The sequence below is a fragment of the Corynebacterium gallinarum genome (assembly GCF_014837045.1).
Classification (GTDB): domain Bacteria; phylum Actinomycetota; class Actinomycetes; order Mycobacteriales; family Mycobacteriaceae; genus Corynebacterium; species Corynebacterium gallinarum.
On the sequence record NZ_JACSPR010000002.1, the window covers coordinates 219,121 to 242,939 of the forward strand.

Genomic DNA, 23,819 nt, shown 5'->3' on the forward strand with positions numbered 1-23,819 from the left:
CTCACCTTGGTGTAACCGCTCACATCCCCATCGTGATGGCGACCTCGGTGCCCTCCCCGATCTCGGATTTGATCCGTACCGTGCCCCCGGCGCGTTCCACACGGCCGTGCACCGATTCCGTCAGACCGTGGTGGCCGTTGGGGATGTTATCCGGATCAAAACCGCATCCGCGGTCGCGGACGAAGATGTTGAGCTCGCCGAGCAGGATCTCCGCATAGACATCCGCGGTGTCCACACCGGCGTGTTTGGCCACATTCACCAGCGCTTCACGCGTGGCCAGCACCGCGGCGTGGGTCTCATCGGTGAGGGGTTCATCGGTACCCACGGTGACCGGCACGATGCGCAGACCGTAGAGGTCCTCCACCTCACCACAGGCCCGTTCCAGGGCGGTGAACACGGTGCCGGTGGTCTGCGGGGTCTTGTCCTGGGAGTCGAACAACCACTGCCGCAGTTCGCGTTCCTGACCGCGTGCCAGACGGGCCACCTCGGCGGGGTCATCGGCCCGTTTCTGGATCAGCGCGAGGGTCTGCAACACCGAGTCGTGCAGGCGGGAGGCGATTTCGGCGCGTTCATCCGCGGCGGCCTTCTCCGCGCGTTCCTGTCCCAGCTGGTCCCACAATCGCACCCACAGTGGCACGCCGAGGGCGGCGACACCCAGCAGCGTGAGGATCACCGTGGCCAGGGCGGCGAAGAAGTTCGCGTGCCCGTCCCAGTTCATCACCACCACCACGATCGCGGACAGCACCAGCACCCCGCCGGTGGCGATGATGAAGATGTTGGTGCTGGACTCCAGTCCCCTGTCATAGGCGATCCACACCATCAGCACACCAATACCCACGACGGCGACGGGGATGAACGTCGCCAAGCCGAAACCGGTGGTCAGGGTGAGCGAGACGCCGGCGCCGGCGAGGGCGAGCGCAACCAGCAACCAGGACGTGAGCCGTCCCGGACGTGGTGTGCTTTGCGACGCCCCCTCCCGCCCCTTATCGCCCATCCTGGTGAAAATCCACACCAGCGCATAAGCCGCGATACCGACACCGTTGAGGAGCGAGGAGATGATGAGGAGTGCGCGCACCCAGAACAGGGACACCCCCAGGTGCTGCGCCAGACCCGATGCCACGCCCGCCACCACACGCCCCTCACGGGAGCGGGTGAACTTGGGATACAGCGGCGCCAACTGCTGCCCCGCCGGCTGCGGGGTGTACGGCACGGGTGTGTTACTCATGCCCTGATCTTGTCATGCACCCGTCGGCCCCGACCATCAGGGAACACCCTGATCCACCCGAACTCAGGGCATCCCCCGATGTGATTTCCCTGATAGAAGGGTCACAATGAACCTATGAGCACCCACGAGGAACAACCACCGCGTACCCACACCCAGCCCGGGTTCATCCCCTTTGCTCAAGAGGGTGCCACGTCCCAGGCCCCGACACCACCCACCGGGGTGCTGGGTCAGATGTGGGCGACGCGCCCGGTGCGTTTCCCCTCCGGCCAGGGTGGCAACGCCAAGGTGGCCGGGGTGTGTGAAGGCATCGCCATCCGCTATCAGATCGACCCCACCCTGGTGCGCCTGGCCTTCGTGGTGTTCGGTTTCCTCGGTGCCGGTGTGTCCGCCTATCTGCTGGCCTGGCTGCTCATGCCCCGCTATTCCGTCCCGGTTTCCCCACTTGAGGCGATCTGGACACCGGGGCATCCCCAGGACCGGACACACGGCTGGTGGTTAGCCATCTTCTTTGTGCTCTTCTCCGGAATGTTCACCTCGGGGACGGTGCAGCTGTTCGGTTCGGCCTCCCTGATCACCTACGCACTGCTGGGGGCGATGTGGTGGGGCCTGCACAGACGGCAGCCCCTGCCACCCCGCGGGCTACTCGCCACCGGCTACTACTCAATACAGGACCCCACGATGACCACTCCCAACACCAACTTCGATCCGAACCTCTACCCACAGCCCCAACCCGACCTGAGTGAGATGCAACCCGTCCAGGGTTACAGCGCCCCCTTCGCCCAGCAGTTCCGCGATGAGGTCCCAGCATGGGATCCACTGGCGCCAACCCACAACACCTGGGATATCCAGCATGTCCCCTCACCTCCGCCGGAGAAGAAAAAGAAGCGGGTCTGGCCGTGGGTGCTCGGCATTCTGGTGATCGGTGGCGTGGTGTCGACGGTGACACTGGGAACGATTATCGACGAGGCCTACAGCGAACTCGAGGACACCACCGCCATCGGTGACGTGATGCTGACCCCCACCAATGGCAATCTCCAGGATTCCTACACCTCCGGTGTGGGCGAGATGGAACTCGACCTCACCGCCCTGACCCCGGTCGACGAGGACCGCAGCGTCCAGATCTCCTCCGGTGTCGGTGAAATCACCGTCATCCTCCCCGAGGAAATCCCCGTGAACCTCACCTGCATGGCGGGCATCGGCACCACGCGTTGCGACGTCCCCGACCTCAACGCCAATGCCGACCAGGACGCAGGAGCCCTGAACATCCACGTCAACTCCGGCATCGGAGATGTGAAGGTCCAATACGCGGAGTAACGACGGCTCCTTTTTCAGCTTTCCCCCAGCTCCTCCCCAGCTGCACCGCCCCGATTCGGTGGAAGCTGTGGGAGGTTTCTCAATGCCCGAGATTGTACAGTTTTTACTCGACTCGGACTACACCACGGACATTGAGAATCCATCACCGCCCCATAACGAAACGACCGATCCTTCCTGCATAACCACCCCCATGGGGGGTGGAGGCCCCCTAATGGGTGTGCTTTTGTTCAGTGAATTACAGCCCCTCCAGCGAGGCGAAGAACCCCTCCTCCCACCTCCACCGATCGCTAAAAAATCGTTATCAGCTGGCAATTCAATCGGAGAATCATGCAAAACTGACTAATATCTAGGCCTCTATAGGTAAATAATACTTTTCGCATTCCATGGAATGAAGAGGAACCTGTGATTAGGGTGAGGGTTACTGAGTGCACACAGTGATTTGCATCTCTTTTAAGCAATTTGCTGTGAACGGGCTCAATAAATAATCAGGTAACACTCTCAAATCTGGAGGACCCTTGAAAATCAGGACATCCGCTCTGGCCATCAGCCGGAGCATGCGGATCGGCATCGCCGCCATCACGAGCACCGCACTGGTCGCGGGCACCCTCGTCGCCGTCCCGGCACACCCCCTACTCCCTGTTACAGCTGTAGCGCAGGCCCAGGAAGCCCCATTCGCCACCGCTGAAGGGCAGGTCATTGACCTATCCCTGTTCACCGACTCAGTGGACCCCGCGGACCGGGAGGCCTTCTTGACAGTCCTGGAAGCCATCCGTGCTGAGGCGCAGTACCCCGGAAACCAGAGCAACGACGCCAATGTCGATCTGACTCTCCTTGAGGGCATCGATGTCACCATTAGCGGTGTCAGCATCCCCCTCACCGATCTTCTTAACATCCAGGGTCCTGCAGGCGTCCTGGGGGCCACCGCGTCCACCCCAGCAGGTAACCAGGCCTACGCCGCCGCAGGTGTGCTTACCGACGACGGTTCCATTGACCTCAGCGCTACCTCCGGACCCGGTGGCGTAGAAACCGTCCTGGATCTGTCGGATATCCTGGCACCGCAGCTCACCGATGGAATCATCGACGAGCTGTCCCTCCGCGTCGGAGCTGTCAGTGCCAGCGCGGAACGCAATGGCGATCAGGTCACTTCTGAGTACGCCCTGGCCAATGCGGATCTGGTTCTCGACAGCCCGCTGGTGGCAAGCGTCACTGATCTCCTCATCAGCGAGGATTCTGCCGCCCCCGGTGTGGGCATGCAGGTTGACCGTCTGGTTACTGGACTCGGCGGTAATACCGGTCTGCTTAACGAGCTCCTTACTGATCTGGAGCCAGTTTTCGCACTCATTCGAGGTGCATCTCTGGGAATCGTCGATATCAATACGCCCGTTGTAACCCTTGATTCCAATATTCAGGAAACTCTGGATCTCCTCCTGGCGGAGCCACTCATCTCCAGCAGCGGGGCAGTGACCGTCAACCTCGCAACCGGTGAGGTCACCATCGATCTGGAAGCACTTGGTGGCACCTCCGCTGTTGATCCCAATACTGACCTGCTCACCGAGGCAGCAGTTGCTCAGATCTCCACTGAGCTCAATGCCGTCCTCACTGATCTGGTCGAACGGGTTAGAACTGCGGTTCTGAACGGACTGCTGGAGACCGCAGTCACGGTCGACATCAGTGTTGAAACAGGTCTTGGTGCCCTCGCAACTGAAGTTGCAGCTATAAACATCGACGGCACCCTGAACCAGATTCTCGACGGGGAGGATGTCGCGAATATCCGTCTAATCGGTCTCACCCTCCCGGGTGTCAACCAGACTCTCCAGAATCTCTTGGGTACCGTAGGAGATACCCTGAAAGGCGCTCTTAACGAAGCCGCCAATGGTGTGATCGACACTCTCCTCCAGGATGTCCTTGCTGATGTCGCAGCCCCGCTGACTGGCAACCTCAGCACGATTCTCCGCAATCGAGAGATTCTGTCGCTGACCCTCAATGCACAGCCAAACCCACTCGTGGCGAGCGCAACCAACACCAACTCTGCACGCCCGAATTCCTCCACCGGTGCCATCACCAACCCAGATGAAGAATTCACCGTCACCGGACTCCACATCCGTGTCCTGAACGGTGCGGTGGATCTTCCTCTGGCCCGCGCAACCGTGGATGCAGATGCTGCCTGGAATACAGTAGGGGCCCCCACTGTGGGACCGATTGCAGATCAGACCGTCACCCTGGGTGATGCCATCACCCCGGTTACCCCAGTGGTCACCCCGGCTAACGCTACCGTCGCCGTCGCGGGTCTGCCAGCTGGCGTGAGCTACAACAGCACCACCCGCACGATCACCGGAACCCCCACCGGTGCAGGAACCTTCAACATCACCGTCACCGCCACCAATGACGCGGGAACTGCCCGCGAACGGTTCACCGTGACCGTCATTGATCCCAATGAGGAGCCAGGTGTCATCGCTCCGACCATCGGCAACATCGATGATCAGACCGGGATTGTCGACCAGCCCATCACCCCGATCGATGTGGATGTCACCCCTGATACCGCTGAGGTCACCGTTGTGGGGTTGCCAGACGGCTTGACCTACAACGAGGACACCGGTGAGATCACCGGCACCCCAACCGAAGTTGGCACCTCACTCGTCACCGTTACTGCGGTCAATGATGGTCGCACCGTGACCGAGACCTTCACCATCACCATCACTGAGCGCGACGGCTCCGGTAACGGAAGCAGTGACAATGGTTCGGGTAACGGATCCAGCAATGGTTCCTCCGACAACGACAACGGCAACGGGTCGGGCAACGGATCCAGCAATGGTTCCTCCGACAACGGCAATGGCAATGGCAACGGCGACGTGGACAACGGTTCCTCCGCGTTCCTGCAGCAGTGCCTGAATTCCCCGGCTGCTGGCCTGGTCGGACTGCTCGCCGCCCTGGGTGCTGTCTCCGCCATCGCGGGCCCGGCACTTGAGCCACTGCTCAAGTCCATGGGCTCCGCAATTGAGCAGCAGATGCGCCAGCTGAACGCAGCCACCTCCGGTGCGCACCAGCCGGCATGGGTTCAGACCATCAACCGTGGTCTGAATGACGCAGCCAACGCGGTCAACCACCAGATGGTGTCCAACGCACTGTTCGCCACCGCTGCCCTGGCACTGGTCTCCTCCCCCCTCCTGTGCAGCACGGATGGCCCCGGATCCAGCGCTGGCTCCAGCATCGGTTCCAGCTAGTTAGACCCCAGGCCCACTGATCCCCCGGGATCGGTGAGCTGAAAACAACAGTGTCCCGGTGGGAACCTCACGGTTCCCACCGGGACACTGTTGTTTTGTCCTAATCCAGCTGCCCGCGCAGCTCCTCGGCGAGATCAGCCACCTCATACAGATCATCCTCATCGAAACGCTCCGACACAGCGTGTTCCTCAGGGGACAGTGCGAAGTACTTCAGTGCTGTGCTGATCTGGGTTTTCTCCTTGGCGTCCACATGCAGGGTCACCTCCCCCTTCTCCACGATCAGGGTGGCCAGGGCTGCGACAACCATGAAAGCATCGCCGTACCCATCCAGCTGGGTGTCGGTGTAGTTTCCGGACAGTTCGTCCAGCCCAAGCTCGGTGAACACATCGGTGACATCAATGGTCTCCCCCGACCGCTGCTGCAGGTGTTTCAACAGTGCGGTGGCCTCGTCGGAGGTACCGAATACGTTGTTCAGGTCGCCCATGGTCGTTTCTCCTCAATCGGTTAGCTGTAACTGATGCGTACCACCCTACGTGGGGGGAGCCTGGGCGTCGTCAAGCAAGGAGGGCGAGCACCGGAAACGCCGAAGGCGACGCACAACCGTCGAAGTTATGCGCCGCCTTTGCGGACAAGTGGGGATTTACTCCCACTCGATGGTTCCTGGTGGCTTCGAGGTTACATCGAGCACAACGCGGTTGACGTCGGCAACCTCATTGGTGATGCGGGTGGAGATACGCTCCAGGACCTCATACGGCAGGCGGGTCCAGTCGGCGGTCATGGCGTCCTCGGAGGACACCGGGCGCAGCACGATGGGGTGACCGTAGGTGCGGCCGTCACCCTGGACGCCGACAGAGCGGACATCCGCAAGCAGGACCACCGGGCACTGCCAGATGATGCCGTCCAGGCCGGCTGCGGTGAGCTCGGTGCGGGCGATCAGATCGGCGTGGCGGAGGGTCTCCAGGCGCTCCTCGGTGACCTCACCGATGATGCGGATGCCCAGACCCGGCCCCGGGAACGGCTGACGGGCAACGATGACCTCCGGCAGGCCGAGCTCGCGACCAACCGCACGGACCTCATCCTTGAACAGCAGGCGCAGAGGCTCAACGAGCTCGAACTCGACATCATCAGGCAGACCGCCCACATTGTGGTGGCTCTTGATGTTGGCGGTACCGGAACCGCCACCGGACTCCACCACATCCGGGTAGAGGGTGCCCTGAACCAGGAAGTCCACGGTGGACCCCTCCGGAGAATCCTCCAAAACACCAGCGACAGCGCGCTCGAAGGAACGGATGAACTCCGCGCCAATCGCCTTGCGCTTGGCCTCCGGCTCGGTGACACCGGCCAGCTTATCCAGAAACGCCTTGCGCTCATCGACGGTGACCAGCTTCGCACCGGTGGCAGCCACAAAATCCTTCTCCACCTGCTCACGCTCGCCGGCACGCAGCAGACCATGATCCACAAAAACACATGTCAGGCGGTCACCGATGGCACGCTGCACCAGGGCTGCGGCGACGGCGGAATCCACACCACCGGACAGACCACAGATGGCACGACCCTCAGGGCCGACCTGCTCACGGATCTTCTCGACGAGTTCCTCCGCAATGTTGGCCGCAGTCCAGTTCTGCTCCAGACCAGCGATCTCGGTGAGGAAACGGGTGAGAACCTGTTGACCATGCGGGGAGTGCAGCACCTCGGGGTGGTACTGGACACCAGCCATCTTCGCCTCAACGTTCTCAAAGGCCGCCACTGGCGCCGCCTCGGAGGATGCGGTGACGGTGAAACCCTCAGGGGCCTCGGACACGGCATCGCCATGGCTCATCCACACCTTGTGGGACAGCTCCAGGCCGTCGTGCAGAACACCACCCTTGACCTCAAGATCAGTACGGCCATACTCACGCTTGCCGGTGGCGGCGACCTTGCCACCCAGCGCGTGGGTCATAGCCTGGAAGCCGTAGCAGATACCGAACACCGGCAGCTCCAACTTCAGGATGTCCGGATCGATACCCGGCGCGTCCTCTGCATACACAGACGACGGTCCACCGGACAACACCAGCGCAACAGGGTTCTTTTCCTGAATCTCCTGCGGGGTAGCGGTGTGCGGGATGACTTCGGAGTAAATGCCAGCCTCACGCACTCGTCGTGCGATCAGCTGCGCGTACTGTGCACCGTAGTCGACAACGAGTACTGGGCGATGATTAGGTGTAAGGCTCACAGAACATCACTCTACTAGACACACCTGCAGATGTTATTTTCCGGGCTTGAGCACCGGGAATGAGGGGGTTGGCAGGGCATGATGAGGAGCTGCGGGGGACTGTCGGGGCGGGTCTGGGACTGGCCGGGGCTGCCGGTGGCTAGCCGGGGCTGGTCAGCAGGGGTCGGTCAACCAGAACTTGATGAATCCCGCCAGCTCATGGAAGACCTGGTAGATGATGATGTTCTCCTTGATGGTGCGCACATTGGCCACCTTGACCTCCGACAGTTCCGTGCACCGCTCAAAGAAGTACTTGACCCTCCTGGAGTGCGGCCGGCTGGTCACCATGATCGCCGATTCCCAGTTCTGCTCCTTCGCCAGCTCGCTGAAAGTCCGGGCCTCACCGGAGGTGATCACCGGGTAAGGATCCATGCACCAGGTCCTGGTCCCCTCGGGGCGGTCATCCCCGGCGCAGTGGCTGTAACCAACCTTGTCCTTGGCGCCCGCGGGGTTGGACACCACGAAATTCTTGATCCCGTATTTCAGTGCGATCTCCGCACCCAGTTCATGACGCCCATCGGAAGCGCCAGCGATGACCACCACCACATCGGCATTCTCCGACCGCTCATTGGGCGGGTAAACCGTCCAGAACATAAAGGCGGTGAAACCCATGATGGAAACCATGGTCAGCGCGACCACCATCACCAGCGCCGCCCGGATGGTCGCCGTGACCATGCCGATGCTGTTAATACGCTTTCGCTGTCTGATCCCCATGCCGTCCCATCACCGATGCTCCCCGAGTCCGGTGATGAGACTACCAGCAGCATCCGGGTAACCACCACGGGTAATCCGCCGGGTAGCGCATGCGCATGGCTAACCCAGAGATCCTGTCTCCAGAAAGCGCCAGCGATCTCTGGGTTAAGCACAGTGCTTTCTGGGAACAGGATCTCTGGGTTAAGTATGCCCCACCCCAAAAACACGACATCGCATCACCTACATCGGCACTGATGTCGTGGTTCAGCGCATTGATGCCTATGATGCGATGTCGTGGTTGTTGATTCACCGAGGGAAATACGACGCTACCCGCCGGGGAATCACATGCCAGCCTCAGGCCGGCAGGTTCACTCAACTCGCATGATGCACCGGGGCGAGTCCGTACACGGGGGTGTCTATCCCCTCATAACGTGCCTTGAGCTGGAGCGCGAGGTACCGGGAATAATGGCGCGACTGGTGCAGGTTGCCGCCGTGGAACCAGAGATTGTCCACCTGGGTGGGTTTCCACATATTGCGCAGCTCCCCCTCCCATGGGCCAGGATCCTTGGTGGTATCTGATCCCAGACCCCAGACACGTCCCACCCGGTCGGCAACTTCCTGGCTGATCAACTCTGCGGCCCAGCCGTTCATGGAACCGTAACCGGTGGCCAGGACGATGACATCGGCTGGCAGTTCCGTGCCATCGGTGAGCACCACGGAATCCTCGGAGACATGGTCGATGCTTACCTCGGAACGGACCGGGATGCTGCCATCCGCCACCAGATCCGAGGCGCCGACATCAATGTAATAGCCGGAACCACGGCGCAGGTACTTGAGGAAGAGCCCGGAATCATCATCCCCGAAATCCAGGAGGAAACCGGCCTTCTCCAGTTTGGAGTAGAACTCGGCGTCGTCCTCACGGATCTTGTCGAAGGCGGGGCGTTGCACATCGGGCAGGATCGCGTACGGCCAGGAGGCGAAGAGCAGATCAGCGGTGTCCGTGTCGATACCAGCCTCCAGCGCCTCCTCTGAATACAGAGGCCCGAACACTTCCCGCATGAGTGACTCCGAACGCACAATGTGGGTTGAGGAACGCTGGATCATGATCGGGTGCGCGCCGTTTTCGTGGAGATCAGCGGCGATGTCATGGGCTGAGTTGTTGGCACCCAGGATCACCACATTCTTGCCCGAATCCCCTGGCCCTCCTGGATGTTCGGATGAGTGTCGGATCTCGCCCTTGAAATTCTCCTGGCCTGGGAGGTGCGGCTTGTTGGGCACACCGGACATGCCTGTCGCCAGCACCAGTTGGGTCGGGTGGAGTTCAAGTTCTTCACCGTCGCGGTTGACTTGGACGGTCCAGGTGCCGGTGTCCTCATTGAACTCCGCTGAGATGCACTCTGTACGGGGCCAGAAATCCAGGTCCATGATCCCCACATAATGCTCCAACCAGTCCCCCATCTTGTCCTTCGGAGTGAACACCGGCCAGTCATCCGGGAACGGGAGATAGGGCAGGTGGTCATACCAGACCGGATCATGTAGGCAGAGGGAGTAGTACCGGGATCGCCACTGGTCCCCCGGTCGGTCATGTTTGTCCACCACAATGGTGGGTACACCAAGTCTCTTCAAGCGGGCTGCCAGAGCGATGCCACCCTGTCCACCACCGATGATGAGGGTATAGGGTTGTTCCGACTTGCCCAGGGTGGCTCTGCGTTCGGTCCGCTGATCGTGCCAGTTCTTCCGGTCGGGATGCACTCCGTGCTCCGCACCCTGCGGGCGCCTGCGTCCAGCTGGCTCCGGGTGTTCCTTCAATTCCCTGGCGGAAGTCAACAGGGTCCAGCATTTCCCGTCCCGCAGCCGGGCGATGCCCCGTGAATGGAATTCTGCGGTATCGAAGGTGAACTGTACGCGGAGGACCCCCGGGGATTCCTCGATAACCTCCTGCACCTCCACGTTGGAGATCGCGCATCGGGGATGGGTGGCGGTGATCATCTGGCGGATCTGCGTGGACCCCTCCGCGGTGGTGAGGTTCCAAGTGAAGGAAAGAAGGTCACGCCAGTATCCGTCTTCCTCAAAGAGGTCTGCCACGGCATCCGGGTCTCCGGAGGTCGTGGCAGTGGCAAGTGCGTTCAGCCACTCGGTGGCCATGGTGTTAATGTCGGGCGAAGCTGTGGTCATGAAGACTCCCTTGGTACTTTTTGTGCCTTGAATCACAAAACGGTCGCGATGGGAGTTAGGCTACATGAACCTTGCGGCATGTGTCCGAGAGTGACAGGGGCGACGCTGTCGGGAATTGCATTCCCGCTGCTTGCGCCGTTACGGCCCCCAGCTTCCAGACGACACACACTTCACCGGTGACATCCCCGGTGGTCGATTTGGCCCGACCACAGGGTGGTGTCCCAATATGCCAAGGAACCTATCGCACCCCTTCCTTCGGCCCGCACCACAGGCGGCCCTGGACGGAGCGTCGACAGGTTCTCGATTGCCAATCGGTCAGGTATTGGAATTCAGTCACGAAACCCAGAGATCCTCTCTCCAGAAAGCACCAGTGATCTCTGGGTTAAGCACAGTGGTTTCTGGGAACAGGATCTCGGGGTTAAGTATGCCCCACCCCGAAAACACAACATCGCATCACCGACATCGGCACTGATGTCGTGGTTCAGCGCACTGATGCCGGTGATGCGATGTCGTGGTGGTCGTGGTGGTTGATGCGGGTGAAGGAACCAGGCCCCACAACCTACCCGTTGAAGTGCAGTGGCACCTTCTGGAAGCTCTTCAGGTCGGTGAAGCCGCACTTGGCCATGGCGCGCTTGAGACCGCCGCTGAAGTTCTCCACACCCCATGGCAGGGTGGATGGGCCGTTGAGAATCTGCTCCAGGGAGGGAACCTCGTCGGTGAGGTAGCCGGAGTCGGTGACCAGGCCCCGTGGGAAGCGTGGGTGTGCGGCGACGGCTGGCCAGAAGTAGCCCTTGCCTGCGGCTTCCTTGGCACGCGCGAGTGGGGATCCGAGCACAACCGCGTCGGCGCCGCAGGCGATGGCCTTGACCACGTCACCGGAGTTGTCGATCTCACCGTCGGCGATGATGTGCACGTAGCGGCCCCCGGTTTCGTCGAGGTAGTCGCGGCGGGCGGCGGCCACATCGGCGATGGCGGTGGCCATGGGGACCTCCATGCCGAGTGCCAGGTCGTTGGTGTTCTCCCCGCCGCCGACGATGATGCCCACGGCACCGGTGCGCATCATGTGCAGCGCGGTGGTGTAGTCGTAGACGCCACCGGCGATGACGGGTAGTTCGATGGAACCGATGAACTCCTTGAGGTTCAGGGGTTCACCGCCGGTGTTGACGTGTTCGGCGGAGATGAGGGTGCCCTGGATCACCAGCAGGTCGGCACCGGCCTTGGCCACCACGGGTGCCAGTTCGCGGGCGTTCTGCGGGGAGACCCGCACGGCGACGATCTCACCGGAGTCGCGGACCTGTCCGATGCGTTCTGCGAGCAGGTCGGGGTCCAGTGGTGCGGCGTGCAGTGCCTGCAGTGCACGCGTGGCGGCGGCTTGGTCGCCACCACCGATGATCTCGAGTGCGCCTTCGCGGCCCCCGTCGCCTTCATAGGCGGACAGGACGGTCGCGATAGCGGCGTCCAGGTCGGCGTGACGTCCCCAGAGTCCCTCGGCGTTGATGACACCGAGTCCGCCCTGCCGGCCCATCTCGATGACGAACTCGGGGCTGGCGAGCGCATCGGTCGGGTGGTTCATGAACGGCAGCTCAAACTTGTAGGCATCGATGTGCCAGTTGGTGTCGACGTCCTTGGAAGAACGGGTGCGGCGGCTGGCGACAACAGCGATATCGTCCAGGCTGTAAGTGCGTCGTGCCTCGCGGCCGATGCCGATTTCTACGTAGTCACGCATCTGTGACAGGCCTCCCTTGAAGTTCGTATACCCCAAGGACATTACCCGAGCACCCGGACAGATACGTAAGCAGCCCGCCACCGTTGCGGTGGCGGGCTGCCGGATCCCTGCAGTGCTTTACGACGCCTGACAGCGCCCGAGGCGATTAGTGGTAGTTCGGTGCCTCAACGGTCTGCTGGATGTGGTGCGGGTGGGATTCCTTCAGACCCGCGCTGGTGATCTGGACGAAGCGTGCTCGCTGCAGATCGGCGATGGTCGCGGAACCGGTGTAGCCCATGGCTGCGCGCAGGCCACCGACCTGCTGGTGGATGATGCTCTCGATGGAGCCACGGAACGGCACGCGACCCTCGATGCCCTCGGGCACCAGCTTCTCCTCGCTGCGGACATCAGCCTGGAAGTAGCGGTCCTTGGAGTAGGAGCGCTTCTCACCGGACAGGCCACGGCCCTGCATGGCACCCATGGAGCCCATGCCGCGGTAACGCTTGTACTGCTTGCCATTGATGGTGATGGTGTCACCGGGGGCCTCGGCGGTGCCGGCGAGCATGGAGCCGAGCATGACGGAGCTGGCACCGGCGGCGAGTGCCTTGGCGATGTCACCGGAGAACTGCATGCCACCGTCGGCGATGATGGGGATACCGGCCTCGCGGGCAGGCACGGCGGCTTCCATGATGGCGGTGATCTGCGGTGCACCGACACCGGCGACCACGCGGGTGGTGCAGATGGAGCCCGGGCCGATACCGACCTTGATGGCGTCCGCACCGGCCTCGATCATGGCCTTGGCAGCCTCACGGGTGGCCAGGTTGCCACCGATGATCTCCACGCCGGGGAAGTCCTTCTTCACGCGGGAAACCATCTCCAGCACGCCACGGGAGTGGGCGTGGGCGGAGTCGACGACGAGGACGTCCACACCGGCATCCACGAGGGCGCCGGCACGCTGGTAGGACTCGTCACCGGTACCGATGCCCGCGGCGACGAGCAGACGTCCGGAGGCATCCTTGGAGGAGTTCGGGTACTGCTCGGTCTTGACGAAGTCCTTGACGGTGATCAGACCGACAAGCTTGTTGTCCTTGTCCACGATGGGCAGCTTCTCCACCTTGTGGGTGGACAGCAGCTTCAGTGCGTCCTCCTTGGCCACGCCCTCCTCGGCCACGATCAGCGGCATCGGGGTCATGACATCGGTGACCAGGCGGTTGGGGTCAGACTCGAAACGCATGTCGCGGTTGGTGCACAGACCCAGCAGGGTGCCGTCCTTGTCCACCACGGGAAGGCCGGAGATACGGAAACGGGCGCAGAGGTTGTCCACCTCTTCGATGGTCATGTCGGGGGTGCAGGTGACCGGGTCGGTAACCATGCCCGACTCGGAACGCTTGACCAGTTCGACGTTTTCAGCCTGCTCCTCGGTGGAGAGGTTGCGGTGGAGCACACCGAGGCCACCCTGGCGTGCCATGGCGATCGCCATGCGGGCCTCGGTGACGGTGTCCATTGCGGCGGAAATAATCGGGGCGCTCAGTCGGATGTTGCGGGTGACCTGGGTGGAGGTGTCAACATCGGACGGCACGATATCGGATGCGTCGGGCAGAAGAAGTACATCATCGAAGGTCAGTCCGACGAGTGCTACCTTGTTCGGATCGTCTCCGCCGGTGGAAACTCGGCTCTGGGTGGTCATTTTGCGACAATTCCTCCTCATTTGGTGTCCACAATTATCTAAACCTTAATGCCAAAACCTCATTTCAGATAACTTGGTAGGTTCCCCACCCGACCCGTCAACCCCCGGGAGCGGGGCACCTGGTTGCCCATTTCGCCCCGGGGGCAATAGGGTTACCTGTGTGAACTTTGATGCGATGATGCCCCGCGACCCGTTTGCCGACGATCCCAACGACCCGGCATCCTTCCTGAGCGACGATGCCGATCACATGGAGCCGTTGTCACCGGAGGAGCGCATCCATGTGCAGCAGGATCTCAAGCTGGTGGAGGAATTCAAGAAGGTGCTGCAGCCCCGTGGCATCGAGGGGATCTTCTTCATGTGCGAGGACTGCGAGGAATTCCACTACTACGACTGGGACATCATGGCAGCCAACATGCGCGCCACCCTCGCCGGTGAACTGAGTCCGGTTCATGAACCCAGTGTGCAGCCCAATGTTGAGGCCTACGTGCCGTGGGATTACTGCCTGGGCTATCTCGACGGCCTGGAATCTCGCTAGCCCAACACAGAAAAAGGCTGTTGCCCGCACACCCCCTGATCGGGAGGTGTGCGGGCAACAGCTCTTTTTGTTATTCGCCGATGATCTGCGGTGGGGCGACCTGTCCCCCGCCGGCGTTTGCCCCGGCGTTGGGGTTGGCGTTTCCACCACTGTTTCCCGGACCATCACCGTCACCGGTCGGTGGAACCGGCTCCACCGGAGGTGCCGGGGGCTGGAAGGTCTGGGTCGGCTGTGGCGTCCAGGCCGGTGCCTGAACCACGGTGGACACAACCGTCTGGGTCTGGGTCCGGGTGGCGGTTTCCGTGACGGTCTCCGGCGCAGGTGCCGGCGCCGGTTCCGCAGGTGCGTTCGTCTCGGTGACCGTCGCGGTTGTCGTGGCCGTTGCCGTCTCGGTCACAGGGACCGGTGCCGGGACATTGGCGCCACGGGGAGCGGAGTTGCGCTGACGCTCATCCATCTCGGCGAGCATGGACCTGGCCTGCTCCAGCAGTTCACGGGCACCCTCGACATCACCGCTGGCGGTGCGGCTGTCCACCTCCTCCAGGGTGGACGCGAGCTCCACCACACGGGCGTTGTCGCTCTTGCCGAACAGGGTGGTGCTCAATCCGTAGAGGGGTGAATCCGCATCGGCGCTGTAGATGGCGGTGCCACCACCGGCGATGACCAGGGTCGCTGCCGCAGCACCGACCAGCCCGTGCAGGAACGGATGCGACCTGCGTCCACCGGCCCCTGCGCCAGCTTCACGACGGGCACGCCTGGACCTGCGTGAACCCAGTGGGATCACGCCAGCGCCAGTGGGCTCCTCTGCGGCAGCATCAGCCTCGGCGGAACCGCCCGCGGGCACGGTGATCGGCGCGAATTCTGTGGTGCCCGGATCGGTGTCATCACCGTTGCCACCGGCATCGGGAAGCAGCACGGACAGATCCGGCACCGCCGGCATGTCTGCGCTGACCTCCTCCCTCATGCCGAGGAGGAGGCCTGCCAGGGCGTCATCACCATCGGAGGGGTCAACGCCGCGGGACAGACCGGTGAGGAATTCATCGTCATTGAACAGCTCTTTCAGCTGTGCATTGACCATGTCCTGACGATCCGGATCACCACCACTGGGACGTTGGGTCATTACTTATTCTCCTGCTGCTCGAGTGCGCTTCGAAGTGTCGTGAGCGCCCTGTGCTGGGCCACCCGCACAGCACCGGGGGTGCTGTCCACCATCTCTGCAGTTTCTTCTGCGGATAGACCCACCATCACTCTAAGAATTAGAATGTCGCGCGCCTTCTCACTGAGTAGATCGAGAAGTTCCCTCACTCTGTTACTTCCGTCCGCTACCAGTGCGAATTCCTCCGGGGTGTTGGAATCCGGTTCGGTGTCGGGGATCTCCTCCGTGGGGGTGGATTTGTCCCTGGCCATGGCGCGGTGGGCATCAGCGACCTTGTTGGAGGCGATGCCGTAGACGAAGGCCATGAAGGGACGGCCCTGGTCAACGAAATTATGGATGGATGTGGCCACCGCGAGGCAGATCTCCTGGGCAACATCCTCCGGGGTGGGTTGGCGGCCACCACCGATGCGTGCACGTGCGTAGCGCAGCACCACCGGGTGGATGATTTCCATGATGCGCTGGAGCGCCCGGCGATCACCGGCCGTTGCCTGGGGAACCAGGTCCGCGAGCTCACGCTCGGAATCAACCACCGTCACGCACCTTCCTGCCTTCTTGAACGGTCCACACATTTCCTCAACACACTTGGCCTGCAGGAATGCACCTGATCCGGGCAGCAGCAAGCGCCCGGCTATCCACCTATCCTAACAACACGGCACCCGGTTCATGGGTGCTATGTGGGGGACCTCAGCCTAACCGGTGGGCATCATCACAGTGAAATGCCCCCGAAAAACCCGGTTTACGCAGGGTTTATTTGCAGGGGAAAAGAATTCACCCGACATTCACCTATGACCAAGCGTGCAGGTCATCATGGGTATGGACTAGACAGTTTCCCGATAAATCAACACCCGGCAACAATTCAGCCACCCGCAGGTCACCAGGTGTTCATCATGGCCGTCAACACTGTCCCCTCGGGTACACAGCCCACCATATGTAATGCGAACTCGCTCAATAGGGAGTATATGAAGATGACATTGCCTCACCAGCTTCCGGGACCAAACGCTGACTTCTGGGATTGGCAGCTGCAGGGATCCTGCCGCGGCGAAGCCTCTGATGTGTTCTACCACCCGGACGGCGAGCGTGGCCGGGCCCGCCAGCGTCGCGAGCTCCGCGCCAAGGCCATCTGCGCATCCTGCCCGGTGCTCCAGGAATGCCGTCGGCATGCCCTCGCGGTGGCCGAGCCCTACGGCGTGTGGGGAGGGCTCTCCGAATCCGAGCGCCTGACCATCCTGCGCAAGATCGAGCGCAAACAGCCGGTGGCTGTTTAAACAGTAGTGACCCGGTTATTCCAACCGGGTCTTTTTGCTTCTCTAGGGTGGAGCATATGTATCCACTCCGTTTGACACCCGGGCCACTACCCCGGGACCTGGAAGAACACCTGCGTGGCCTCATCACCTCCGAGGTCACGCCCACCATCCCCGTCGAAGCACCCTTCGACGCAACCACCATCGGGCACATTCCCGAGGGGGGTCAGTCGTGCGTCGATAAGGCTTTCTCGCTCGCGCGGGAGGCGCAGCGCGGGTGGCAGGACACCCCGCATGCAACGCGGCGGTCCATCGTGCGTACCTTCCATTCCCTGGTGTTGACGCACCGGGAACTGCTCATGGACATGGTGCAGCTGGAGACCGGCAAGAACCGTGCGGCGGCGTTTGATGAGGTGATGGATGTCGCCTCCACCGCCCGGTACTACGCCGCGCGCGCCGAGAAACTGCTGACACCCAGGCGTCGTCAGGGAACCATCCCGGCGCTGTCCTCCACCGTGGAGCACTGCTACCCCCTGGGCGTGGTCGGGCAGATCAGCCCGTGGAACTACCCCCTGACCCTGGCGATCTCCGATGCGATCCCGGCCCTGCTGGCCGGCAACGCGGTGGTGTCCAAACCCGACGAGCGCACCCCGTTCACCGCCCTGCTGGTCACCAGTCTGCTTTACGACGCCGGATTGCCCCGCGCCATTTTCCACACCGTCACCGGACCAGGCCCCGTGGTCGGCGGTGCCATCGCCGGACAGTGCGACTATCTGATGTTCACCGGGTCCACGAACACCGGCCGCATCCTCGGGGAGACCGCCGGCAGGCGCCTCATCGGATTCTCCGCGGAACTGGGCGGTAAGAATCCCCTGATCATCGCCGAGGACGCCGACCTGGACAAGGCTGTTGATGGTGCCGTTCATGGCACAATCTCCAACTCCGGGCAGCTGTGCGTATCCATCGAGCGGATCTTCGTCGTCGGGTCGATGTACCCGAGGTTTGTCGAGGCCTACGTCCAACGATTGCAGTCCATCCATATGGGAGCCGGGTTCGACTGGGATGTGGAGATGGGCTCGCTGGCATCTAAGCAACAGCTGGACACCGTCACCCGCATGGTCGATGATGCCATGTCCAAGGGCGCGGAGGTGCTCACCGGTGGCCGGGCTCGGCCCGACCTGGGCCCCTATTTTTATGAACCCACCGTGCTCACCGGTGTCACCGAGGAGATGGAGCTCTACCGTAATGAGGTCTTTGGGCCGGTGGTGTACGTGGAGGCGGTTGCGGACCTGGCCGAGGCCATCGTCTACGCCAATGACACCGACTACGGCCTCAACGCCGGGATCTTCGCCGCCCGCGACACCGCCCTGGCTGCCGCCCCACTGATCCGGGCCGGTGGGGTGAATATCAACGATTCCTACTCCGCCACCTGGGGCAATATTGACACCCCGCTCGGTGGCGCGAAGGATTCCGGCCTGTCCGCCCGCCACGGCGAGGAGGGCCTGCTGAAATACACCCAGACGCAGAACATCTCCGAGCAGCGGTACCTGCAGCTGCGGGGGCCGCGGTCGCTCAACAGGAAGGCCTACGCGTCTCTCATGACCGCCGGGTTGAAGGCGTTGGCCATGATGCGTCGATAAGCACAAAAAACCGGCCGGGTGGGCACCCGGCCGGTTTCTGCTACGTCACCTCTTAGTGGTGGTGACCGTGACCATGGTCAGCGGTCTCCTCCGCAGGCTTTTCCACGATGGATGCCTCGGTGGTGAGCACCATGCGTGCAACGGAACTTGCGTTGACCACAGCGGAGTGGGTGACCTTGACGGGGTCGATGACACCCTGGTCAACCAGGTTGCCGTACTCCAGGGTCGCGGCGTTGAAGCCCTCGTTGTTGGGCAGATCCGCGATGCGTGCAACGATCACGGAACCGTCCAGACCGGCGTTCGCGGCGATCCAGTAGGCCGGCTTGCTCAGGGCAGCGGCCAGGGCGCGGACGCCCACCTTCTGATCCCCCTCGAACTCCTCGGCGTAGGCCTTGAGGGTCTCGGCGATCTGCACCAGGGCGGAACCGCCACCGGCGATCACACCTTCCTGTGCAGCGGCACGGGCGGCGTTAATGGCGTCCTCGACGCGCAGCTTGCGCTCGTTGACCTCGGTCTCGGTGGCGGCACCGACACTGATGACGGCGACACCGCCCGACAGCTTGGCCAGACGCTCCTCGGCCTTCTCCCGGTCCCAGGTGGAATCGGTGGTCTCGATCTCGCGGCGGATCTGCTGACGACGGGCCTCCACAGCCTCGGCGTCACCGGCACCGTCCACCAGGATGGTCTCATCCTTGGACACGGTCACACGGCGTGCGGTTCCGAGCACCTCGGTGCCAGCCTCGCTGAGGTTGATGCCGACCTCGGGATCCACGACGGTGGCGTTGGTGACAACAGCCAGGTCATCCATGAAGGCCTTGCGACGGTCACCGAAGTACGGGGACTTCACCGCGACAGCCTTGATGGTCTTGCGGATGGAGTTGACCACCAGGGTCTGGAGCGGCTCGCCCTCGATGTCCTCGGCGATGATGAGGACCGGACGGTTGGACTCCACGATCTTCTCCAGCAGCGGGAGGAAATCCGGCAGTGAGGAGATCTTGTTGCGGACCAGGAGGATCGCAGGATTCTCCAGCACCGCGGTCTGGGTGTCGGTGTCGTTGATGAAGTACGGCGACAGGAAACCCTTATCGAAGGAGATGCCCTCAGTGATATCCAGGGTGGTCTCCAGTGACTGGGACTCCTCGACGGTGACCACACCGTCCTTGCCGACCTTCTCCATCGCCTCGGCGACGATCTTGCCGACAACCTCATCGCGGGAGGACACCGTCGCCACGCTGGCGATCTCCTGCGTTGCGGACACCGGGGTGGCGCGTGCACGGAGTTCATCCAGGGTCTTCTGGGTGGCAGCCTCGATACCCTTGTTCAGCTCGATGGGGTTCGCGCCGGCTGCCACGTTGCGCAGACCCTCGGCGATGAGCGCCTGGGCCAGCAGGGTGGCGGTGGTGGTGCCGTCACCGGCGATGTCGTTGGTCTTGACTGCAACAGACTTGACCAGCTGGGCGCCGAGGTTCTCGAAGGGATCCTCAACATCGATGTCACGGGCGATGGTGACGCCGTCGTTGGTGACCAGCGGGCCACCGAACGCCTTGTCCAGGACCACATTGCGGCCACGGGGGCCCAGGGTGACCTTGACGGTGTTGGCCAGGGCATCCACGCCCCGGAGAATGCCTTCACGGGCGTCCTGGTCAAAAGCAATGAGCTTTGCCATGAACCTGCCCCCTACTTCTCGACGATTGCGAGAATGTCACGTGCCGACAGGAGCAGGTACTCCACGCCGTCGAACTTGATCTCGGTGCCACCGTAGCGGGAGAAGATGACAACGTCGTCTTCCTTGATGTCGAGCGGGATGCGCTCGCCCTTCTCATCGAAGCGGCCCGGGCCGACTGCAATGACGGTGGCCTCCTGTGGCTTCTCCTTAGCGGAGTCCGGGATGACCAGGCCGGAGGCGGTGGTGGTCTCAGCCTCGTTGATCTGAACCAGGATCTTGTCTTCGAGCGGCTTGATGTTGACGTTTGCCACGATGAATCCTTCCATGAGAAAAGAGTGTGTTGTTGTGCCGGTTGTGGATTTCCAGCACAGCCGTCGTCGCGGGTGAACAACTGTGTGTCAAACAACCTACTGGCACTCTACCCTCACGAGTGCCAGCACTCAACCGCTAAGGGTGCTAAAGCTGTTCGCTGTTCGCGAACATGGGTGGCCACCCTTTAGGAGTTCATGATCCGGTTCGCATTCGCCCGTGCCGTGGCCGCGGGGATGTACTCCGCGATGCGTGACGCCGAGGTGGGCGCATAACCGAATTCGGTGCGGGCGGACAGGATCGCCGCCACCGCATGGATACTCACCGCCGGGGCTACCATGGAATACACGGCTGTCTCGGGCAGTCGCATATCCGGGATGAACTCCGGCAACCGGCTCAGCTCCGCATAACTCTGCGCCAGGTGCGCACCGACCAGCCCGGAGAGCACATCACCGGAGCCGGGGGTCGCGGACCAGGAGTGGCCTGCGTTGACCACATAGGCATAATCCGAGGTGGCCACCACCGTGGCACGCCCCTTGAGCAGCACGCAGCAGTTCAGTTCACGGGCCGCGGCCAGGGCCGCACCGATCGGATCGGTGTGCGCGGACGGGATCTGGACACCCGACTCACGCAGAGCATCCGCCAGGCGTTCGAATTCCCCCTTGTGGGGGGTGAGGACAGTGGGTCCGGCACGGTGCCGGAGGGTCTCCAGCAACTCCGGTGAGCGGGCGATGAGGGTGATGCCATCGGCGTCGACAAGCACCGGCTCGGGATGCCCGAACAGGGTGGCCAGCTCCCGCACCTGCTCCTCCCCCGTGCCACGCCCGGGGCCGTAGACCCAGCTCTGTACGCGCCCGCTCTCCCCGATGGTCGGCGCGGCCACCACCTCGGGATGCGCCGCGAGGACCTGTCCGCGCACGGCCTCATCACCGACGAAACGGACCATCGAACTGGTCGCACGCACCGCGCCGGAACACGCCAGCACGGCCGCCCCCGGGTACTGCGCGCTGCCGGCCACGATGCCGACCACTCCCCCGGTGTACTTGTCGGATTCGGGCGTGGGTTCCATGTCGAGCAGGATGAACTGCGAACCGATCGGGAACACCCCCGGCACGGCCGGCACCGGTGCGGCATTGGGATTCTCCAGTTCCGTACGCCATGCCCGGGAGGTGTAGAGGGTCGGGCTGGCATCCTCGAACTGGACCTCCTGGAGTGCCTCAGCCAGGCTGAGCCCGGCACCCTGATTGGTGCCCTTGACGCGGATATCCGACATCAGCACATACCCGCAGGCCGCGGACACCGCATGCGCCCGGCGCAACCCACCGAAGGTGATGGTCACATCGGCATTGATGTGGGTCGGGATCTTCTGACGCGCGATCGGTGAACCTGTTTCATAACCCTCCAGCTGCACCAGCGTGGGTTCCGGCAGTGCACCGGTATCCGCATCAACGCCGGAGGGGATATCCACTGCGAGCACCGGGGTTCCCGAGGAGTAGAAATGCTCCATGAACTGTGCGGTGTTCACCTTGATGCCACCGCGTCCACCGATCCCGAGGATGCCGTCGATGACCAGGTCGTAGTCATAGTGGTGGGGTTTGCCGGTCATCATCGTGCCACCGGCGGCGGTGAAGAACTCACGGGCGCGCTCATGGACCCGGTCGCCGCCCATCAGGAGTGCATCCACGCGGTGTCCCTCACTGGCCAGGAACGCCCCGGCGTAGAGGGCGTCACCACCGTTGCCACCGGGACCAACCAGCAGGAGGATGTCCTCCTCCTCAACGGACTCCCCGGCCATCTCCCCGGCCGGATGCGTGAGCATCGCGCGGGCGACGGCGGCGACAGCGGTCGCCGCTGACATCATCAGCTCATCGGGGTGGTCCTGTACTGCAAAGAGTTTATTTTCGGCACGACGGATCTGGTCAACGGTGAACACCGACTTCATGCCGGTTAAGTCTAGGCTGTCAGAACACCTGAGGTGTCTCAACGGCCAAAGATGGGTCCGTTCCCACAGTCAGGGCGGATCCACCAGCGCCTTCGTGGATGCGTTGGGCGGCCAGGGCGGCGATCATCACGCCGTTGTCGGTGCACAGCTTGAAGCTGGGGACACGCAGTTCGATGCCGGCAGCGTCGCAACGCTCCCGGGCGAGCTCCCGCAGACGGGAGTTCGCGGCCACGCCACCGCCGAGCAGCAGCACCTTCGCCCCGACATCCTGGCAGGCGCGCACAGCCTTGAAGGTGAGGACATCGCAGACGGCCTCCTGGAAGCTTGCGCACACATCCTCCACGGAGATGACCTCGCCGGCGCGCTCGGCGGCCTCGACATAGCGTGCCACGGCGGTCTTGAGGCCGGAGAAGGAGAAATCATGGCGGGAATCGGACTTCTTCATCAGACCACGCGGGAAGGGAATGGCCTGCGGGTTACCCCGGCGCGCCAGCTTGTCGATGACCGGCCCGCCCGGGTACCCCAATCCCAGCAGGCGCGAGACCTTGTCATAGGCCTCACCGGCGGCATCATCGAGGGTGGAGCCGAGCTCCTTCATGGGCAGTCCGACGGCCTCCACCTCGAGCAGCTGGGTGTGCCCGCCAGAGACCAGCAGTGCCACCGAATGCGGCAGGGGTTCGCCGTCGAGGTTGGCCACGGCCACATGCCCGCCGAGGTGGTTGACGGCGTAGAACGGCACATCCCAGGCGGCGGCGTAGGCCTTGGCGGCGCTGGCCCCGACGAGCAGGGCGCCCGCCAGGCCTGGACCGACGGTGGCGGCCACCGCATCGGGTTTGCCGATGCCCGCCCGGTGCAGGGCCTCACGCATGACCGGGACCATGGATTCCAGGTGTGCGCGGGAGGCGATCTCCGGCACGACACCACCGAAACGTGCGTGGTCCTGCATGGAGGATGCCACCGCGTCGGCGAGGATGGTCAGGTTGCCCTGCTCATCCAGGTCGACCACGCCCACACCGGTTTCATCACAGGAGCTCTCAATACCCAGGACAATCATTGTTT

18 protein-coding genes are annotated in these 23,819 nt (G+C 62.7%); 5 read left to right on the forward strand and 13 right to left on the reverse strand.

The genetic code is table 11. The features are described 5' to 3' along the window. Positions 1-19: 19 nt before the first annotated feature. A complete protein-coding gene (locus H9627_RS03565) occupies positions 20-1,225 on the reverse strand; it encodes an ATP-binding protein (RefSeq protein ID WP_225213437.1) in 1,206 nt (401 codons plus the stop codon). A 114-nt stretch (positions 1,226-1,339) separates the two neighbouring features. Between H9627_RS03565 and H9627_RS03570 the strand changes: the two genes are divergently transcribed. Continuing rightward, complete coding sequence (locus H9627_RS03570) at positions 1,340-2,539, forward strand: PspC domain-containing protein (RefSeq protein WP_191732654.1); 1,200 nt, start codon at positions 1,340-1,342, stop codon at positions 2,537-2,539. Between the two features lie 515 nt (positions 2,540-3,054). Further along, positions 3,055-5,760 carry a choice-of-anchor G family protein gene (locus H9627_RS03575; protein WP_191732655.1) on the forward strand — a complete coding sequence of 902 codons (2,706 nt, stop codon included), beginning with the start codon at positions 3,055-3,057 and terminating at the stop codon, positions 5,758-5,760. Positions 5,761-5,860: 100 nt separating this feature from the next. Here the strand turns inward: H9627_RS03575 and H9627_RS03580 are convergent, their stop codons facing one another. The 6 genes from H9627_RS03580 to guaB all read right to left on the reverse strand — a co-directional run bounded on the left by H9627_RS03580 (position 5,861) and on the right by guaB (position 14,271). Next, entirely contained in the window at positions 5,861-6,244 is a 384-nt protein-coding gene (locus tag H9627_RS03580) for an imm68 putative immunity domain-containing protein (RefSeq protein ID WP_191732656.1), read from the reverse strand. 156 nt (positions 6,245-6,400) lie between these two features. Beyond that, positions 6,401-7,972 (reverse strand): glutamine-hydrolyzing GMP synthase, encoded by a 1,572-nt coding sequence (gene guaA / locus H9627_RS03585; RefSeq protein WP_191732657.1) that lies wholly within the window; start codon positions 7,970-7,972, stop codon positions 6,401-6,403. A gap of 153 nt (positions 7,973-8,125) precedes the next feature. Beyond that, positions 8,126-8,686: a YdcF family protein gene (locus H9627_RS03590; protein WP_225213438.1), complete on the reverse strand. Its 561-nt coding sequence runs from the start codon at positions 8,684-8,686 to the stop codon at positions 8,126-8,128. A 390-nt stretch (positions 8,687-9,076) separates the two neighbouring features. Continuing rightward, on the reverse strand, positions 9,077-10,879 hold the full coding sequence (locus H9627_RS03595; RefSeq protein ID WP_191732659.1) for an NAD(P)/FAD-dependent oxidoreductase: 1,803 nt from the start codon (positions 10,877-10,879) through the stop codon (positions 9,077-9,079). A gap of 559 nt (positions 10,880-11,438) precedes the next feature. Continuing rightward, positions 11,439-12,605: a GuaB3 family IMP dehydrogenase-related protein gene (locus tag H9627_RS03600; protein WP_191732660.1), complete on the reverse strand. Its 1,167-nt coding sequence runs from the start codon at positions 12,603-12,605 to the stop codon at positions 11,439-11,441. A gap of 145 nt (positions 12,606-12,750) precedes the next feature. Further along, complete coding sequence (gene guaB, locus H9627_RS03605; RefSeq protein ID WP_191732661.1) at positions 12,751-14,271, reverse strand: IMP dehydrogenase; 1,521 nt, start codon at positions 14,269-14,271, stop codon at positions 12,751-12,753. A 160-nt stretch (positions 14,272-14,431) separates the two neighbouring features. Here guaB and H9627_RS03610 point away from each other — a divergent pair, with 160 nt between their 5' ends. Then, complete coding sequence (locus tag H9627_RS03610) at positions 14,432-14,806, forward strand: DUF5319 domain-containing protein (RefSeq protein WP_191732662.1); 375 nt, start codon at positions 14,432-14,434, stop codon at positions 14,804-14,806. Between the two features lie 70 nt (positions 14,807-14,876). Here H9627_RS03610 and H9627_RS03615 read toward each other — a convergent pair whose 3' ends face one another. After that, complete coding sequence (locus H9627_RS03615; protein ID WP_191732663.1) at positions 14,877-15,926, reverse strand: hypothetical protein; 1,050 nt, start codon at positions 15,924-15,926, stop codon at positions 14,877-14,879. Continuing rightward, positions 15,926-16,531, reverse strand: coding sequence for a sigma-70 family RNA polymerase sigma factor (locus tag H9627_RS03620; RefSeq protein ID WP_225213439.1), 606 nt, complete (start codon positions 16,529-16,531; stop codon positions 15,926-15,928). Before H9627_RS03620 ends, H9627_RS03615 begins: the two co-directional genes overlap by 1 nt. 396 nt (positions 16,532-16,927) lie before the next feature. Between H9627_RS03620 and H9627_RS03625 the strand changes: the two genes are divergently transcribed. Together H9627_RS03625 and H9627_RS03630 are read left to right on the forward strand one after the other, a co-directional pair. Beyond that, positions 16,928-17,227 carry a WhiB family transcriptional regulator gene (locus tag H9627_RS03625; protein WP_041628404.1) on the forward strand — a complete coding sequence of 100 codons (300 nt, stop codon included), beginning with the start codon at positions 16,928-16,930 and terminating at the stop codon, positions 17,225-17,227. 56 nt (positions 17,228-17,283) lie between these two features. Continuing rightward, positions 17,284-18,843, forward strand: coding sequence for a succinic semialdehyde dehydrogenase (locus H9627_RS03630; protein ID WP_191732665.1), 1,560 nt, complete (start codon positions 17,284-17,286; stop codon positions 18,841-18,843). Between the two features lie 52 nt (positions 18,844-18,895). Here the strand turns inward: H9627_RS03630 and groL are convergent, their stop codons facing one another. The 4 genes from groL to tsaD form a co-directional block, all read right to left on the reverse strand. Continuing rightward, complete coding sequence (gene groL / locus H9627_RS03635; protein WP_191732666.1) at positions 18,896-20,509, reverse strand: chaperonin GroEL; 1,614 nt, start codon at positions 20,507-20,509, stop codon at positions 18,896-18,898. Positions 20,510-20,520: 11 nt separating this feature from the next. Then, entirely contained in the window at positions 20,521-20,820 is a 300-nt protein-coding gene (gene groES / locus H9627_RS03640; RefSeq protein ID WP_035109804.1) for a co-chaperone GroES, read from the reverse strand. 185 nt (positions 20,821-21,005) lie between these two features. Next, on the reverse strand, positions 21,006-22,760 hold the full coding sequence (locus H9627_RS03645; protein WP_191732667.1) for a bifunctional ADP-dependent NAD(P)H-hydrate dehydratase/NAD(P)H-hydrate epimerase: 1,755 nt from the start codon (positions 22,758-22,760) through the stop codon (positions 21,006-21,008). 19 nt (positions 22,761-22,779) lie between these two features. Then, on the reverse strand, positions 22,780-23,814 hold the full coding sequence (gene tsaD / locus H9627_RS03650) for a tRNA (adenosine(37)-N6)-threonylcarbamoyltransferase complex transferase subunit TsaD (RefSeq protein WP_191732668.1): 1,035 nt from the start codon (positions 23,812-23,814) through the stop codon (positions 22,780-22,782). Positions 23,815-23,819: the final 5 nt, after the last annotated feature.